Source organism: Clostridium cadaveris (assembly GCF_020911725.1).
Classification (GTDB): domain Bacteria; phylum Bacillota; class Clostridia; order Clostridiales; family Clostridiaceae; genus Clostridium_X; species Clostridium_X cadaveris.
Window position 1 is genome coordinate 1,416,520 of record NZ_CP076620.1, and the last position, 17,411, is coordinate 1,433,930.

General features: G+C 30.4%; 13 protein-coding genes. 12 read left to right on the plus strand and 1 reads right to left on the minus strand.

Features of this window, described 5'->3' with window-relative positions; genetic code table 11:
- Nucleotides 1-2: 2 nt before the first annotated feature.
- The 12 genes from recJ (at nucleotide 3) to KQH81_RS06595 (ending at nucleotide 15,627) form a co-directional block, all read left to right on the plus strand.
- A complete protein-coding gene (gene recJ, locus KQH81_RS06540) occupies nucleotides 3-1,766 on the plus strand; it encodes a single-stranded-DNA-specific exonuclease RecJ (RefSeq protein WP_027637927.1) in 1,764 nt (587 codons plus the stop codon).
- 116 nt (nucleotides 1,767-1,882) lie between these two features.
- Nucleotides 1,883-3,934 carry a PAS domain-containing sensor histidine kinase gene (locus KQH81_RS06545; protein ID WP_051196184.1) on the plus strand — a complete coding sequence of 684 codons (2,052 nt, stop codon included), beginning with the start codon at nucleotides 1,883-1,885 and terminating at the stop codon, nucleotides 3,932-3,934.
- Nucleotides 3,935-4,034: 100 nt separating this feature from the next.
- Entirely contained in the window at nucleotides 4,035-5,108 is a 1,074-nt protein-coding gene (locus tag KQH81_RS06550) for an undecaprenyldiphospho-muramoylpentapeptide beta-N-acetylglucosaminyltransferase (RefSeq protein WP_230029126.1), read from the plus strand.
- Between the two features lie 98 nt (nucleotides 5,109-5,206).
- Complete coding sequence (locus KQH81_RS06555; RefSeq protein ID WP_230029127.1) at nucleotides 5,207-6,580, plus strand: MBL fold metallo-hydrolase RNA specificity domain-containing protein; 1,374 nt, start codon at nucleotides 5,207-5,209, stop codon at nucleotides 6,578-6,580.
- A 299-nt stretch (nucleotides 6,581-6,879) separates the two neighbouring features.
- Nucleotides 6,880-10,380 carry a pyruvate:ferredoxin (flavodoxin) oxidoreductase gene (nifJ, locus tag KQH81_RS06560; protein WP_027637931.1) on the plus strand — a complete coding sequence of 1,167 codons (3,501 nt, stop codon included), beginning with the start codon at nucleotides 6,880-6,882 and terminating at the stop codon, nucleotides 10,378-10,380.
- 183 nt (nucleotides 10,381-10,563) lie between these two features.
- Nucleotides 10,564-10,938 carry a DUF1292 domain-containing protein gene (locus tag KQH81_RS06565; protein WP_027637932.1) on the plus strand — a complete coding sequence of 125 codons (375 nt, stop codon included), beginning with the start codon at nucleotides 10,564-10,566 and terminating at the stop codon, nucleotides 10,936-10,938.
- Nucleotides 10,939-11,001: 63 nt separating this feature from the next.
- Complete coding sequence (locus KQH81_RS06570; protein ID WP_027637933.1) at nucleotides 11,002-11,643, plus strand: HAD family hydrolase; 642 nt, start codon at nucleotides 11,002-11,004, stop codon at nucleotides 11,641-11,643.
- 93 nt (nucleotides 11,644-11,736) lie between these two features.
- Nucleotides 11,737-13,353, plus strand: coding sequence for a chemotaxis protein CheA (locus KQH81_RS06575; RefSeq protein WP_230029128.1), 1,617 nt, complete (start codon nucleotides 11,737-11,739; stop codon nucleotides 13,351-13,353).
- A 12-nt stretch (nucleotides 13,354-13,365) separates the two neighbouring features.
- Nucleotides 13,366-13,971 carry a chemotaxis protein CheC gene (locus KQH81_RS06580; RefSeq protein WP_027637935.1) on the plus strand — a complete coding sequence of 202 codons (606 nt, stop codon included), beginning with the start codon at nucleotides 13,366-13,368 and terminating at the stop codon, nucleotides 13,969-13,971.
- 19 nt (nucleotides 13,972-13,990) lie between these two features.
- On the plus strand, nucleotides 13,991-14,350 hold the full coding sequence (locus KQH81_RS06585) for a response regulator (protein ID WP_027637936.1): 360 nt from the start codon (nucleotides 13,991-13,993) through the stop codon (nucleotides 14,348-14,350).
- Between the two features lie 7 nt (nucleotides 14,351-14,357).
- Nucleotides 14,358-14,744, plus strand: a complete 387-nt coding sequence (locus tag KQH81_RS06590; protein WP_051196186.1) for a chemotaxis protein CheW — start codon at nucleotides 14,358-14,360, stop codon at nucleotides 14,742-14,744.
- 118 nt (nucleotides 14,745-14,862) lie between these two features.
- Complete coding sequence (locus KQH81_RS06595) at nucleotides 14,863-15,627, plus strand: hypothetical protein (protein WP_027637938.1); 765 nt, start codon at nucleotides 14,863-14,865, stop codon at nucleotides 15,625-15,627.
- A gap of 45 nt (nucleotides 15,628-15,672) precedes the next feature.
- Here KQH81_RS06595 and KQH81_RS06600 read toward each other — a convergent pair whose 3' ends face one another.
- The gene (locus tag KQH81_RS06600; RefSeq protein ID WP_027637939.1) at nucleotides 15,673-17,316 is read right to left on the minus strand and encodes a putative manganese-dependent inorganic diphosphatase; all 1,644 of its coding nucleotides are present in this window, start codon (nucleotides 17,314-17,316) and stop codon (nucleotides 15,673-15,675) included.
- Nucleotides 17,317-17,411 lie beyond the last annotated feature (95 nt).

The following is a 17,411-nucleotide window of genomic DNA, read 5'->3' on the forward strand; positions in this document are numbered from 1 at the left end:
AGTTGAAGAAATGGTACATTAAAAATAAAGGTGTAAATTATAATGAAATATCTAAAAGATTTAATATAAGCAACTTTTTAGCAAAGCTTATTGTAAATAGAGACGTTACAGAAGATAAACTTATAGAAAGCTTTCTAAATCCATGTATAAACCGCCTTCATCCAGCGGAAGAGATGAAGGATGTGGAAAAGGCAGCTAAGATAATAAAAGAAAAGATACTTGAAAAAAAGAAAATAAGAGTAATAGGAGACTATGATGTAGATGGGGTCATAAGTACATTTTTACTTTATAGTGCATTAAAAAGAGTTGGGGCCATAGTGGATTATGATATACCAGATAGAATTAAAGATGGATATGGGATAAATATAGATATAATAAATAGAGCTAAGGAAGAATGTATTGATACTCTTATAACATGTGATAATGGCATAGCAGCAATAGATGAGATAAGCCATGCTGTATCAAATGATATGACGGTAATAGTTACAGATCATCATGACATTCCTTTTATAGAAGATGATAATGGATGTAGGAGTTTTATGGTACCTAAAGCTCAATGTGTGGTAAACCCTAAACAGGAAGATTGCTCTTATAAATTTAAAAAAATATGTGGTGCAGCAGTAGCCTATAAATTTATAGAGATACTTTATAAAGAATTTTTAATACCTAAAGATGAAACTATCAAATTTATAGAATTTGTGGCCATAGCAACAGTATGTGATGTAGTTGATTTAATTGATGAAAATAGAATATTCGTTAAAGAAGGACTTAAGATGCTCAATAAGACAGAGAATATAGGGCTTAAGGCACTTCTTAAGATTAATAATATAGAAGATAAAACTTTATCGGCATATCATTTAGGATTTGTAATAGGCCCATGCATAAATGCATCGGGAAGATTAGATAATGCGAAAAGAGGAATTGAACTACTATTATCTAAAAAAGAAGAAACTGCAAACAGATTGGCTAAGGAATTATATGATTTAAATTCAGAGAGAAAAGATATGACTAAAGAAGGTGTTGAAAAAGCCATTGAAATCATAGAAAAAAATAATTATAAAGATCAAAGTGTCTTTGTTATTTATGTTCCGGATATTCATGAGAGTTTAGCTGGAATAGTGGCAGGGAGGATAAGAGAAAAATATAATGTTCCTTCCATAATAATAACAAAAGCAGAAAATGGAGCTAAAGGATCAGGCAGATCTATTGAAGGATATAATATGTTTGAAGAGCTATTGAAATGTAAAGATCTTTTGATTAAATTTGGTGGTCATCCAATGGCTGCGGGATTGTCAATCTCTGAAGATAGTATAGATTTATTGAGGGAAAGATTAAATAGGTTTTCACCACTTACAAAAGAAGATCTTGTACCTAAAGTTTATTTAGACATGCAGCTTCCAATAAGGTCCATAAGTTATGAGATAATAGATGAGCTTCATGGGATAGAACCTTTTGGGAAAGCAAACCCTAAGCCTTTATTTGGGGAGAAAGGACTGAAGGTTATCAGAGCCAGTATATTAGGAAAAAATAGAAATGTATTGAAGCTTCAATTCTTATCAAAAGAAGGTTTATCAATAGAAGGAATATATTTTGGAGATATAACGGATTTTGAATATACTATTATGAAAAAATATGGAGAATCAGAACTTAGAAAACTTTATAATGGTAATAAAAATGATATAATTTTAGATATAGTTTTTTATCCAGAAATAAACGAATTTAATGGGAACACTAGTATACAATTAATTATAGAAGATTTAAGATAGATATTGTGGAAAAAGTAAATTAAATATTAAAAAATATTAAATTTTTAGAGGGATTTGAGATAACTTATAGAATTAAATACATTAAAAGTAAAATAATTCTTTAGAGGTTAGGTAATATGGTTAATAAGTTATGGGTTAGATCCATAATGGAGGGTTCTCAGCAATACATTTACATCTTGGATAAAAATGGTAAAATTTTAGAGTGTAGTGATAATGTTTTAGCTAGCTTTAATAAAAGAAAAGATGAAGTGATACAAAGGTATATTTCAGATTTTTTGGATTTTAATGAATTTTATCTTGAAGATGGTAAAAGCTTAAAAGAAGAAAACAATCCATTATACAATATAATAAATCATAATTTGAGTACTCGAAAAAGAATGGTAGTAAAATACTTAAATAAAACGTACAATTTAGATGTTGTTTCATTAAGTGAAGACGGCGTAGAAATTGAAGGGATAAGCGTTATCTTTAATGATGTCACAAATTATAAGAATAAAATGGAGAAGAAGCTGAAAGAAAGGCAGAATCTTGAATTATTAAATACAGAGCTTCAATGCAAATGTGATGTTATTGATACATTAAGAGCGAAAGAAAAACAACATCTTTTGAATTTGAATGATATATTGAAAAATATTTCAGAGGGAATTTTAGTTATGCCTAATATAGAAAAAACTAATTTTTGTAATAGTTCTTTTTATGATATTTTAGGTATCACAAATCTTGATATAGAAAATAAAAGAAAAAACTTAGATAAATATATAGTTATAAGAGATGACAATAAATCATACAATATAAGACAATTTATAGAGATGTATATTCTTGAAAATAAAAAAGTTGTAAGAGACATAGTAGCTTACGTGAATCCACAAAATAAAAAAGGAAAGTACTTAGAGTTTAATGTAAATCCAGTTTATAATTCTAATAACAAGTTTAGATATATGATAATAACAGTTAAAGATATAACTGAAATTAAGCAGCATGAAAAGAAACTAGAAAATGCTAGAGTGCTAATGGAAAGAATGGTATACACTATAGACGTACCTATGGCTATATTAGATTATCCATCTTTTTATGTAAAATTAGAAAATGAAGATTTTGAAAAGATGGCTCAATGCATCTTAAAAGAAGAAAATACAACAATTTTAAACAATTATTTTTTAGATATAATTAGGAATGATATAAAAGAAGAATTTTTAAATATTTTAGATAAAGTAATAAAGGAAAATAAAGAAGAAATAATAAATAATTTTAAAATAAAAGATAAAAATGGGGAAAATAAATTTTATAAGATAAAAATATCCCCTTATTTAGATGAATCAGATGGAATAAAACACATATGCATTTATGGTATTGATATAACAGATGAAGTTAATACCAATATAAAGCTTCAAAATATGACTAAGATAAAAGATGATTTCTTTGCAATTACTTCTCATGAGCTTAGGACACCACTTGCTATAATGAGCTCATCTATTCAACTTGCTAAAAACATATATGGAAAAGAAATAGGGCCTAATATAGATAGAACTTTAAGTACTATTAATAATAATTGTAGTAAACTGTTAAAGCTTATAAATAATATCTTAGATATATCAAAGGCAGAAGCTGGATTTATGGAAGTAAATAATTCTGTATTTGATTTAATTGATACAACTAATTATATAGTTGATTCAGTGAAATCTTATGCTACATCGAAAGGACTTTCAGTACAATTTTATTGTAGCCTAAATAAATATTTTGTGAATTTAGATAAAGATAAATATGAAAAGGTTATGTTGAATTTGCTATCTAATGCAATAAAGTATACTCCGGAAGGAGGAAACATTCATGTATTCTTAAATTTGGACAATAAGCACTTGTCTATAAGCGTAAGTGATGAGGGGGTTGGAATTCCTGAAGATAAAATAGCTACTATTTTTGATAGGTATACTCGAGTTAACAACAAAATGTCAAACAAGTCTTCAGGAACTGGTATTGGACTATCACTTGTAAAAAAGTTAGTTGAAATAATGAGTGGAAATATATATTTAGATAGTATGGAAAATGAAGGGTCAACTTTCACTATAGAATTTATTCGTGAAAATATAGAGAGAGATGAAGGTGAATTTAAAAACTGTCAGTTAGACAATATAAAAAATAAAGTTGAAGTTGAGTTTTCTGATATCTAGGTACAAAGTGATATAAACTTTGTGCCTTTTCTCTTGTAACTTAATGCTATTTTGTGGATAATATATATATTGGTGAAAATATAAGAGGAGAGGATGTCTTTTGAGTAAATACAAAATAATAATGACAGGCGGGGGTTCGGCTGGACATGTGACCCCAAATTTAGCATTAGTACCAACTCTTAGAACACTTGATTATGATATTAAATACATAGGAAGTAAAGATGGTATAGAAAAGGAAATAATAAATAAAGAAGGAATACCTTATTATGAGATTTCAAGTGGTAAGCTTAGAAGATATTTTGATTTAAAAAACTTTACAGATCCATTTAAGGTTATAATTGGGATAAAAGATGCTTATAGTGTGCTTAAGAAGGAAAAACCTAACATCGTGTTTTCTAAAGGAGGATTTGTTACTGTTCCAGTTGTTATAGCTGCTAAACTAAGAGGAATACCAATAGTTTGTCATGAATCAGATATGACACCAGGACTAGCAAACAGACTTACTATTCCATATACCACAAAGCTGTGCGTAACATTTCCAGAATCATTAAAACATGTAAAAGGTGGTAAAGGAGTTCTTACGGGAACACCTATAAGAAAGGAATTATTAAAAGGAAGTAGAGAAAAAGGAAGAAGATTTTTAAACTTTGACGATATGAAACCTGTAATGATGGTTATAGGCGGAAGTTTAGGCTCAAAGGCTATAAACGGAACAATAAGAGAGTCACTTAATGAGATTACAAATAAGTATAATGTAGTTCATATATGTGGAAATGGGAATTTAGATGAATCTTTAAAAGATGTAAAAGGATATAAACAGTTTGAATTTATAAGAGAAGAGCTTCCGGATGTGATGGCTGTAGCTGATATTGTTGTATCTAGAGCAGGGGCAAATTCTATTTTTGAACTGTTAGCTTTGAAAAAGCCTAATCTTTTAATACCGCTTTCAAGAAATTCTAGCAGAGGAGATCAGATTTTAAATGCAGCTTCCTTTGAAAAAAGTGGATATAGCATGGTTATTCAAGAAGAGGATTTAAAGAAGGAAAGTCTTTTAAAGGCTTTAGATGAACTAAATAAAAATAGAGTTAAATATATAAAGAATATGGATAATAGTACTATAGGGAATGGAGTAGATGCTATTATTTCTGTAATTAGGGATAATACAAAAAAATAGATTTACCTATAATAGTATCTGTATCTTAGGGAATAATATAATGGAGTTACTTGCTTAAAGTAACTCCATTATATTATTTTAGGATAAGGTGATTTTTTATGGAATTAAAATTTTATGGTGCTACAGAAGGTGTTACAGGGTCTTGTCATATTATTAGTGGAAAAGAGATAAATTTTTTATTAGACTGTGGGATGTATCAAGGTGACGATGGGGGTAAAAATGCTAATGGCACTTTTCCTTTTGAGGCAAAGAACATAGACTATGTTATATTGAGTCATGCACATATAGATCATTGTGGAAGAATTCCACTTTTGTATAAAATGGGATTTAAGGGGAAAGTATTGTGTACAGAGGGAACAAGAGCTTTGTGCAAAATAATGTTAAAAGATTGTGCGCTAATTGAAGAACATAACATAGAAAATCAAAATAAATACAGAAAAGAAAAAGGCATGGAGATGTTAAGTCCATTATATACTATTGAAGATACAGAAAAAGCATTAAAGAATATTGAAGGATATCAATATGATGAAGAGATAAGCTTAAGTAATGACATACATATAGTCTTTAGAGATGCGGGTCATCTTTTAGGTTCTGCAATAACAGAGATATATGAAGGAGATGAAACGGAACCAAAACTTGTCTTTAGTGGAGATATAGGGAATATAGATGTTCCTATAATTAATGACCCCGCAAAGATAAAATTTGCCAAGTATGTTATAATGGAAAGTACTTATGGAAATGAAAACCATCAAGAAGGAAATTCATATAAGTCATTAATAGATATAATAAAGAAAACTATAAAAAACGGTGGTAATGTAGTTATACCTTCATTTTCTGTTGGAAGGACTCAAGAGATAATATATATTTTAAATAGATATGTTGAAAATGGAGAGTTAAAAGCAAAAGTCTATATTGATAGTCCTCTTGCTAAAGAAGCAACAAAAGTTTTTAATGAGTTTAAAGAGTATTATGATAAGGATGCTAAAAAGCTTTTATTACAAGGAGATAATCCTTTAGATTTTAAGAATTTAATTTTTACTGATTCAGTAGAGGAATCAAAAAAGATAAAAGATGAAAAGAGCTCTATTATAATATCCTCCAGTGGTATGTGTGAAGGTGGTAGGGTTAAATATCACTTGCTTAATAATATAGATGATGAAAATAGTGCTATCGTCTTTGTTGGATATCAAGCTAAGGGAACCCTAGGAAGTAAAATATTACATGGAGACAAGGAAATAAGGATTGCTGGAAAGATAAGAAATGTTAAATGCCATGTATATAAAATTCCGGGACTTTCAGGTCATGCAGATCAAAACGGACTTATAAAGTGGATAGATTCATTCAGGGAAAAGCCAGAAACAATTTATTTAGTTCATGGAGATGAAAAAGAAAAAAAAATTTTTTGTGATTATTTACAGAAACAAGGGTTAAATTGTCTGTTGGGAAAAGAAGGAGAAAAGATTATTTTGTAGAATATATGAAAGATAACAGTGTGTTATAAGATGAAAATTAGAGATATTGGAAAGCAAACGCGAATATTCTATATATTTATACCAATTATGGCATTTGAAACCTTCAAATCGTTGTACTATAATAATGATATGCGAGAAAATACCGTTATGGTATACGATTAAATGTAGTATTTATTATAATATAGTGGTTATTTTTATTACTTTCACTTAATTTAACTCTATAATTTAATTATAGAGTTAGATTATTTAAAGTATTAAAGTTAATTATAAAGCTTAATGGAAGAGAGGTCAGATGAGCAATGAGAAAAATGAAAACTATGGATGGAAATACCGCAGCAGCTCACGTATCTTATGCATTTACTGAAGTAGCTGCAATATATCCAATCACACCATCATCACCAATGGCTGAGCATGTAGACGAGTGGGCAGCACAAGGAAGAAAGAATATTTTTGGACAAACTGTAAAAGTTATGGAAATGCAATCAGAAGCAGGAGCAGCAGGTGCGGTTCACGGTTCACTACAAGCAGGAGCATTAACTACAACTTATACAGCATCTCAAGGATTATTGTTAATGGTTCCAAATATGTACAAGATATCTGGAGAAATGTTACCAGGAGTATTTCATGTATCTGCTAGAGCACTAGCAACTTCATCATTAAACATCTTTGGTGACCACCAAGACGTTATGGCAACAAGACAAACTGGTTTTGCAATGCTTGCAGAAGGATCAGTACAAGAGGTTATGGATTTATCAGCTGTAGCACACTTAAGTGCTATTAAGTCAAGAATTCCATTCTTAAGCTTCTTTGATGGATTTAGAACTTCTCATGAAGTTCAAAAGATAGAATTACTTGAGTATGATGAACTAGCTAAATTAGTAGACTGGGATGCAGTTAAAGCTTTCAGAGCTAGAGCATTAAACCCAAATCATCCTGTAACAAGAGGAACTGCACAAAATGCAGATATATATTTCCAAGAAAGAGAATCAGTTAATAGATTCTACAACGAATTACCTGAAATTGTTGAAGGATACATGGCTGAGATTTCTAAGATAACAGGAAGAGAATATCACTGCTTTAACTATTATGGAGCAGCAGATGCAGATAGAGTAATAATAGCTATGGGTTCAGTTACAGACGTAGTTGAAGAAACTGTAGATTACTTAAATGCACATGGAGAAAAAGTTGGTCTTGTTAAAGTAAGATTATATAGACCATTCTCAATAGAAAAATTAGTAGCAGCTATTCCTTCAACTGTTAAGAAGATTGCTGTTCTTGACAAGACTAAGGAGCCAGGCTGTGATGGAGAACCATTATACCTAGATGTTAGAAATGCATACTATGGAAAAGAAAATGCACCACTTATAGTTGGTGGAAGATTTGGATTAGGATCAAAGGATCCAAACCCAGGACATATTGCTGCAGTTTATACAAACTTAGCAAAAGAAGAACCAAAGAATGGATTCACTATAGGTATAGTTGATGACGTTACAAATACTTCATTAGAAGTAACTGAAGATATAGATGCAACTCCAGCTGGAACTACAGCTTGTAAGTTCTGGGGATTAGGATCAGATGGTACTGTTGGAGCAAACAAGAGTGCTATAAAGATCATTGGAGACCATACAGACATGTATGCTCAAGGATACTTCTTCTATGACTCTAAGAAGTCAGGTGGAATAACAGTATCTCACTTAAGATTTGGTAAGAAAGCAATTAAGTCACCATATCTAATCAATAAGGCAGACTTTATTTCTTGTTCTAACCAATCATATGTACACAAATATAATGTTCTTGATGGATTAAAGCCAGGATGTACTTTCTTGTTAAATACTATCTGGACTCCAGAAGAATTAGAAGAAAAATTACCAGCTTACTACAAGAGATTTATGGCTAAGAACAACATTAAGTTCTACACTATAAATGCTGTTGGAATTGCTCAAGAAATAGGTCTTGGCGGAAGAATCAACATGATAATGCAATCTGCTTTCTTTAAGTTAGCTAACATTATTCCAGTTGAAGATGCTGTTAAGTATTTAAAAGCTGCAGTTGTAACTTCTTATGGTAAGAAGGGTGAAAAAGTTGTTAATATGAACAATGCTGCTATAGATAGAGGAATCGAATCAATAGTTGCAATTGAAATTCCTGAATCATGGAAGGATGCTAAGGATGAAGAAGCAGCTCCAATAAAGAATGCTTCTGAATTCGTTAAGAATATAGTTATTCCAATGAATAGACAAGAAGGAGATTCTCTTCCTGTTTCAACATTCGTAGGAATGGAAGATGGTACTTTCGAAGCTGGTACTGCAGCATTCGAAAAGAGAGGAATCGCTGTAAATGTTCCAGAATGGAATATGGACAAGTGTATCCAATGTAACCAATGTTCTTTAGTATGTCCACATGCTGCTATAAGACCAATTCTTGTAAATGATGCAGAAAAGGCAGCAGCTCCAGAAGTTGTTAAGGTTGTAGCTGCTAAGGGAATAAAGGCTGAAGAAACATTATCATATGCTATGGCTATAGCACCACTTGATTGTACAGGATGCTCAAACTGTGCTCAAATCTGTCCAGTAAATGCATTAGAAATGAAGCCACAAGAGAGCCAACATGGTCAAATAGAAGCTTGGGATTACTTAATAGATGAAGTATCACCAAAAGCTAACCCAATGAAGAACACAACAGTTAAGGGTAGCCAATTTGAACAACCATTACTTGAGTTCTCAGGAGCTTGTGCTGGTTGTGGAGAAACTCCATACGCTAAGCTTATAACTCAATTATTTGGTGACAGAATGATGATTGCCAATGCAACAGGATGTTCATCAATTTGGGGAGGATCTGCTCCTTCAACTCCATATACTAAGAACCACAATGGACATGGTCCAGCTTGGGCTAACTCATTATTTGAAGATAATGCTGAATTCGGATTAGGTATGTTCTTAGGAGTTAATGCTATAAGAGAAGCTATAGCTGAAAAGGCTAAGGCTGCTATAGAAGCTGGAGATCCAGCTAAGGCTGAATTACAAGATTGGTTAGACAACATGAATGAAGGTGCTGGAACTAGAGAAAGAGCGGACAAATTAGTTGCAGCTCTAGAAAAATCAGGAACAGAAGCTGCTAAGGATATTTTAGCTGAAAAAGACTACTTCGTTAAGAGATCTCAATGGATCTTCGGAGGAGACGGTTGGGCTTACGATATCGGATACGGTGGAGTTGACCACGTTTTAGCTTCTGGAGAGGATGTAAATATATTTGTATTTGATACAGAAGTTTACTCTAACACAGGTGGACAATCTTCTAAGTCTACTCCAACTGCTGCAATAGCTAAGTTTGCTGCATCAGGTAAGAAGACTAAGAAGAAAGACCTTGGAATGATGGCTATGAGCTATGGTTATGTATATGTAGCACAAGTCAACATGGGAGCTGACAGAAACCAAGTTCTTAAGGCAATATCTGAAGCAGAAGCTTATCATGGACCATCATTAATAATTGGTTATGCTCCATGTATAAACCACGGAATTAAGATTGGTATGTCAAGCAGCCAAGAAGAAGCTAAGAGAGCGACTGCATGTGGATACTGGCAAATGTATAGATTCAATCCAGAATTAAAAGAAGCTGGAAAGAATCCATTTACATTAGATTCTAAAGAGCCAACTGCAGACTTTAAGGAATTCTTAATGGGCGAAGTTAGATATGCTTCACTTGCTAAAGCATTCCCAGAAGCAGCAGAAGCTTTATTTGAAAAGACTCATAAAGATGCTATGGAAAGATTAGAAAACTATAAGAAATTAGCAAATCAATAATAGTTTTAAAACCTAGCGATTATATAAAGGATGACTTTTGCAGTGATGCAAAAGTCATCTTTTTATAAAAAGTATATATTAAATAAAAAAAAGTCTTTTAATAACTTGAATTTAAGGGTAAAATGAATACATAATCCATAAATGGAAAGGAGGACGTTGCGAGGACTTCGCAACTATGACTATATGAATAACGAAGAAATTAAAAATTGTGGATGCAATTCTTGTGATTGCACTGATAACCATGAGAAGGAACATGACTGCTGCTGTGAGGGACATAGCCATGAGCATAATCATGACTGCGGATGCGGTTGTGAAGGTCATGATGAAGAAGCATTTGTTGTTGACTTAGAAGATGAAGAAGGAAATATCATATCGTGTCCTGTGACAGACGCATTTGAATACAATGATGGTCAATACGTTCTAGTACAAAATCCTGAAGATGGATCATGCTACTTATTTAAATCAATAGGTGAAGAAGGCGAATTAGTTATTCCTGATGACGAGGAGTTTGAAGAAGTAACTGCTTACTATGAAAGTCTTATGGAAGAAGAAGAGTAAAATTTAAAGAGTTGCCGTAAGGCGGCTCTTTTTCTTATAGATGAAGGTATTGGAGGGATTACCATAGAAAAATTAGCTATATTTGATGTGGATTATACTTTAACCAGCAAGGAGACTTTAAGACAATTTTATTATTATTCTTTAAAAAGATATCCTAAAAATATAATTTATGCACCAAGAGCTGTGTTGTCAGGACTTTTATTTGTTATGAGAATCTTTGACGAAAAAAGAACCAAGGAATTTTTTTTAAAATTTATTCATGGAATGAGTGAAGAAAAGATGGATGAATTAATTAAAGACTTTTATGAAAATAGATTTAAAAAAATTCTCTATAAAGATGGGATAGAGATGATTAAAAAATTAAAAAATGAAGGATATAAAATTTATTTAATATCAGCATCTCCTGAATTTTATCTTAATGAACTTTATGAGATGAAAGAAATTGATAAGATAATAGGTACAAAATTTAAAAGAGAAGAATCACTTTACACTAGATTTATGGAGGGCGTAAATTGCAAAGGAGAGGAGAAGATAAAACGCCTTATGGAATCTTTAAAAAAAGATAATATAGAGGTGGATTTTAAAGACTCATATATGTTTTCTGATTCCTTATCTGATTTACCACTTTTAAAGCTTGTTGGGAAGCCATACTTAATCAATTATAAGAAAAAATATGATGGTGTAGAAATATTGCATTGGAAATAAAAGAATTCAATACATTTGTCAGAAGGAATTCTAATCATGATATAGAATTAATTAAAATGAATAATAGTAATATTTAAATTCAGAGGTGGAAATTTGAATAAATTAAAATATCTTTCGATATTTGTAGAAGAGTCCAAGGATAATCTCCAGATGATAAGCAATAGTTTGTTAGCTCTTGAAAAAAATCCTCATGATTTAAACGAAATAAATATAATTTTTAGAGGAACACATACATTAAAAGGTATGTCCGCAGCTATGGAGTTTAAAGCTATGTCAGAACTTACTCATAAGATGGAGGATCTATTGACAATCATAAAGAGTGGACTTATAGAGCTAAATTCTGATATAACTAATACTTTATTTAATTGTATAGATATACTTACATTGATAGTGAATACTATAGACAATACAGAAAACGGTGAGTATGATATAAGCTCTGTTAGTGCTGAGATAGAAAGAATAAATTTACATATAGAAAAAAGTATAAAGCCTAAAGAAATAATAACACCTAACTCAACTAATTCTAAGACTTTAAAAAATGAAAAAAGGATAAATAACTCGGAACTTAATAAAGGTATATTAAATAATAGGAATAAAAATATAAAAGTAGAGGTAGACAAACTAGATGAAGTAATGAATCTAGTCTCTGAGGTAATTGCACAGAGATTAAATCTAGAACAGATTACTAAAGAAAATAGACTAACTGAGTTAAATGAAACTCTTGAAGATATGATGCGTACTACAGCAAAGCTTCAAAATCTAGTTGAGGATATAAGCATGATGCCGTTAGAAGTTGTATTTAACAGATTTCCTAGGATGATGAGAGATTTATCTGTAGAATTAAATAAAGAGATAAATTTTGTCATAGAGGGAAAAGAAACAAAGATGGATAGAACTGTTATAGAAGAAATAGGAGAACCGTTGATTCAGCTTTTAAGGAATGCTATTGATCATGGCATAGAGTCTAATGATGATAGAATTAAGAAGGGTAAAGAACCAATAGGAAATATAAGGCTTACAGCTTATCAAGAAGGAAAAAATGCAATAATAAAAATATCTGATGATGGTTGTGGTATAGATACAGAAGCACTAAGATTAAAAAGAAAATCTTTAAATTTGGAAGAAAAGAAATTGGACAAGGATGAGATTAAAAAATTGATTTTTACTCAAGGCTTTTCCACAAAGGATACAGTTACTAATATATCTGGTCGTGGAGTTGGTATGAGTATTGTTAAATCTAAGATTGATGATCTAGGGGGAAGTATAGATTTTTATAGTGAAAATGGATTAGGTTCTACATTTATTATAAAAATTCCATTAACTTTAAGAATATTAGCAGCAACAATAGTAAAAATAGGTGAAAATATTTTTGCAATTCCCTTATCCTACATATATAGAATTATAAGTACTGAAGAAGTTGTTATAGAAGAAATAGAAGATAAAAGAATAATCAATTATATGGGAAACTATATCCCCATAGTAAATATGTATGGGGCTGTTAAGGCTCACGATGAGAATTTTGTTATAATTGTGAAAGTTGAAGAAAAGATTTTAGCTTTTTTAGTTGATGCTATTTTGGAGCAAAGAGAAATAGCTATTAAGCCTCTTGGAAAAATAATTTCTGGTTTAAAGGAATATATGGGGGCAACTATTTTAATGAATGGAAAAGTGGTGTTGATTTTAGATATAAGCGCATTTAAGGTGATGTAGGAGGGATGCTGTATGAGTAGGGAAGAGTTCAATGATATTGAACTTGATGCTATTAAAGAGGTAATTAATATAGGAGCTGGAAATGCCGCAACAGCAATTTCAGGGTTAATCAATAAAAAGGTAAATATGACTGTTCCTAAGATTAATATATTAAGCTTTGATGAAATATTTGGGGATTTAGATGCGGAAAAAGTGGTCATTTCAATAGGAACAAGGATATTGGGAGAAATACATGGAAGTATACTTTTTATATTAGAAAAGAATAAGATTGATGAATTTTCAAGCTTTTATATACAGATTGAAGAGAAAAATAAAGTTATTCTAAATATAGAGATGTTTAAAAATATGGTAGAAATTATTTCTCAATACTTTATAAAATCTATATCAAAATTTACAGGTCTTGAGGTTGTTTCTTCAAACCAAGAAGTTGTACAGGATACACTTGGAGCTATCTTGTCTACTACGTTTATAGAATTAAGCCAATTTGAAGATAAGGTGGTTGATTTAGAAATAAGGTTTTTGGTATCAGAAGAATATGAAAAAATTATTGGACATCTTTATTATATTCCAACTACAGATTCTTTAGACAGGATTCTAAAATCATTAAAAGTAAGATAAAGTGGGGGTGGGAATAAAAGTGAGTAGTGTGTTGATTGTGGATGATGCAGCTTTTATGAGAATGATGATAAGGGATATATTAGAACAGAATGGTTTTCATGTAGTAGCAGAAGCAAAGGATGGAATGTCTGCTATAGAACAATATAAGAAGTACAAGCCAGATATAGTAACAATGGATATAACTATGCCTGATATGGATGGAATTAAAGCAGTGGAAGAGATCAAAAAAATAGATAGCTGTGCTAAAATAATAATGTGTACGGCTATGGGGCAGCAAGCTATGGTCATAGATGCAATAAGAGCTGGAGCAAAAGATTTTATAGTAAAGCCTTTTGAGGAATCTCAGGTTTTAGAGGCTATCAATAAAGTTATAGGATAGGAATAGAATGATGCAGATTTTAATCTTTACTTTAGAAGAAAAGTTATTTGCACTAGATATAGAAAATATAGAGCTTATAAAAGATACAGGAGATATAACAAGGGTACCTCTAGCGCCCTATTATATTAAAGGAATTATTGGACTTAATGGAAATATAATTACTGTTTTAGATATAAAAGCAATATTATCTTTAAGCAAAGATAATATTGAAAAAAATATAATTATATTTAATGTAGATAAAGAAAAAATGGGTATTACAGTTGACAAAGCTTTAGAAATTGTTGAGATAGATAAAGAAAAAATAGAGTTAATTCAAAATAATATATTTCTTTGTGGAGTAGTAGAAGTAAAGGAAAAGAAAATATCTATAATAAATACGAATTGTATAATATAAAGACTGAAAATTAGATTTATAAAAACATAAGTCTAATTTTCAGTCTTTATTAATTATAATCAGAATATAAACTTTAAGCTTTTCATATAATTTATTATTAGAATTATGGAGGGGTTTTATGGGTATAGGATATGTATTAGGATGTCTAGTCAGCATACTTTTATGGAAAATCGATAGACAGCAGATTTTTAAAAAGATAAATGATAAGCTTATAAAAATCTTTAGAGAAAAAATAGTAGTTGAGGTTATATATTTATCTTTTATCATAGCTCTATTTTTTGTATATTACTATTTGGGGTCTAATGAATACATGAACTTTATAACTGCTTTTTTAGTCATAAACATAAGTTACAGTGAGAGGTATAATTTGAACTTAACTGACAAAATACAATTTTATAAATCTTTATCACTTCTAACAAAGGGTATATTATGTGGATTTATAGCACCTCTATTTTCCATAATGGTTTTTAGAAACAACTATTATGGAATAATATATTTTATGATCTATCAACTTTACGAAGTAGGAGATTATGTGATTATAGACTTTCTTTTTAGAATAACAACTATAATACCATCTCTAATATTACAAGGAATCTATTACATCATATATATTTTTAAGAACAGAACATTCAAAATAGATTTTAAAGAGGACTATCTATCAAATGTAATAAAAAGACCTGTTTTAAATCCAGATATAATGGCTGCATATATAGAAAATATAAACTTTTATTATTACTTTCAGAGTAAAAATGCAAGCTATATAAAGAGTTATGGAAATTTTAATTCGAAGATTGATAAGGAGTGTATCAAGGATTATTTAAATATAGTATATGGTGTAGCATTTTTGTTCTTTATAGTTTTCTTAATTATAAGAATACTTTAAGTAAAAAATCAGCAGAGATATTTGAAAATCTGCTGATTTTATTTTTTAGTTTAAAGAAGCTATAGTAGCTGTTATTGGAGGTATAACCTGCTTCTTACGAGAAAGAACTCCAGGAAGGAATGCTGAATTTGTTGTATCAAAATCTACATTGAAAGTTTTTGATATTATATCTTTATCAGGACCTACTACAAGAATTTCAGACCCTTCCTTTAAGATATCAGTAAGCATAAATACTAAAATCCTGAAACTATTTTCTTTTGTATATTCTTCCATTAGATCTAAAATATCATCTTTTAATGACTGAAATCCTTCAATATCCATTGTATTTATTTGGGATACACCTATTTTTATGTTATCTATATTAAATACTTTGAAGTCTTGATGTAGCATTTGATAAGGTGTTCTTCCGCTTAATGATGTTCCGGCTTTAAACATTTCTTTAGCAAATTCATTTATATTTATATCTGCTATTTTTGAAAGTCTATTAGCCATGATTTTATCAACTTGAGTACATGTTGGAGATCTAAATAAAAGAGTGTCTGATATTATAGCAGCACATAATATGCCGGCTATTTTTTTTGATGGTATTATGCCATTTTCGAAGAAAATTGATGACACTATAGTTGAAGTACTTCCAACTGGCTCATTTCTAAAATAAATAGGATTACCAGTTTGTATGTCAGCAATTCTATGATGGTCTATTATTTCTAAAACTTCTGCCTCTTCAAGACCATGAACAGACTGACCTTTTTCATTATGGTCTACTAAAATCACTTTCTTTTTAGCTTGAGCTATAAGATGATACCTAGATATGCTTCCCATTACCTTATTGCTTTCATTAACAACAGGATAGCTTCTATATCTGGTTTCAAGCATTACACTTTTTATCTCATCAACAAAGTCTTCTGTAGAAAAGCTTACAAGATCACCTGTAGTCATTATGTAACTTACAGGAATACTTTGTGTTATAAGTCTTGAAGCTGTAAATGAATCATAAGGGGTAGAGATTATACTACATTTATTTTCTTTAGCTTTATTTATAAGAGTATCACTTAAATAATGTTTTCCTGTAACTATAATAAGTGATGCTTTTGAGTTTATAAGAAGAGATTGTGCATCTTCTCTATCACCACAAAGAGCAATATCTCCTTCTTCCACTATATCTTTCAAGCTATCTGGATGCATTGCAGAAACAACAATTTTACCCTTGAAAGAAGGTTCATCAGTAGCATATATTATCTCACCAGATAATGTATCTAAAATATTATCTAAAGTAGTCTGACTTTTACCTAGTATATGGCTGTCCCAAATATCCATGCAGGTAGAAGTGAGGTTTGATAAGGAAACAAGTCCTATAAGATTATTGTTTTCATCTGTTACAGGTAGAGTTTTTGCATCATTTTTTTTCATTATGGCCCATGCCATTTTAACAGATATATCTTTTGATATAGGTGCTATATTATCTATATGAAGGTCAGATACTTGAAGCTTTACTGTTTCTATTAAAGTAGGCTCGTTTACTCCAAAATAATCAAGTATAAACTTAGTTTCTCTGTTTACTTCTCCCAGTCTTGCTGCCATAGCTGTTGATACTCCTATTTTATTCTTGAAATAAGCGTAAGCTATAGCAGCACAGATTGAATCTGAGTCGGGATTTTTGTGTCCTGTAATGTATAATACGTCTTTCAATAAAAACGCCTCCTTAAATTAGCACTGATACATATTTTTATATCATAAATATTTCATATACTCAAGGGGTATTAACATATATTACTATATAACAT

Bases quoted from the DNA above. Each gene is read 5' to 3' on its own strand.
- KQH81_RS06580 (WP_027637935.1), top strand. From the start codon at position 13,366: ATGAGTAGGGAAGAGTTCAATGATATTGAACTTGATGCTATTAAAGAG.
- KQH81_RS06555 (WP_230029127.1), top strand. From the start codon at position 5,207: ATGGAATTAAAATTTTATGGTGCTACAGAAGGTGTTACAGGGTCTTGT.
- KQH81_RS06545 (WP_051196184.1), top strand. From the start codon at position 1,883: ATGGTTAATAAGTTATGGGTTAGATCCATAATGGAGGGTTCTCAGCAA.
- nifJ (WP_027637931.1), top strand. From the start codon at position 6,880: ATGAGAAAAATGAAAACTATGGATGGAAATACCGCAGCAGCTCACGTA.
- KQH81_RS06595 (WP_027637938.1), top strand. From the start codon at position 14,863: ATGGGTATAGGATATGTATTAGGATGTCTAGTCAGCATACTTTTATGG.
- KQH81_RS06565 (WP_027637932.1), top strand. From the start codon at position 10,564: ATGAATAACGAAGAAATTAAAAATTGTGGATGCAATTCTTGTGATTGC.
- KQH81_RS06590 (WP_051196186.1), top strand. From the start codon at position 14,358: ATGATGCAGATTTTAATCTTTACTTTAGAAGAAAAGTTATTTGCACTA.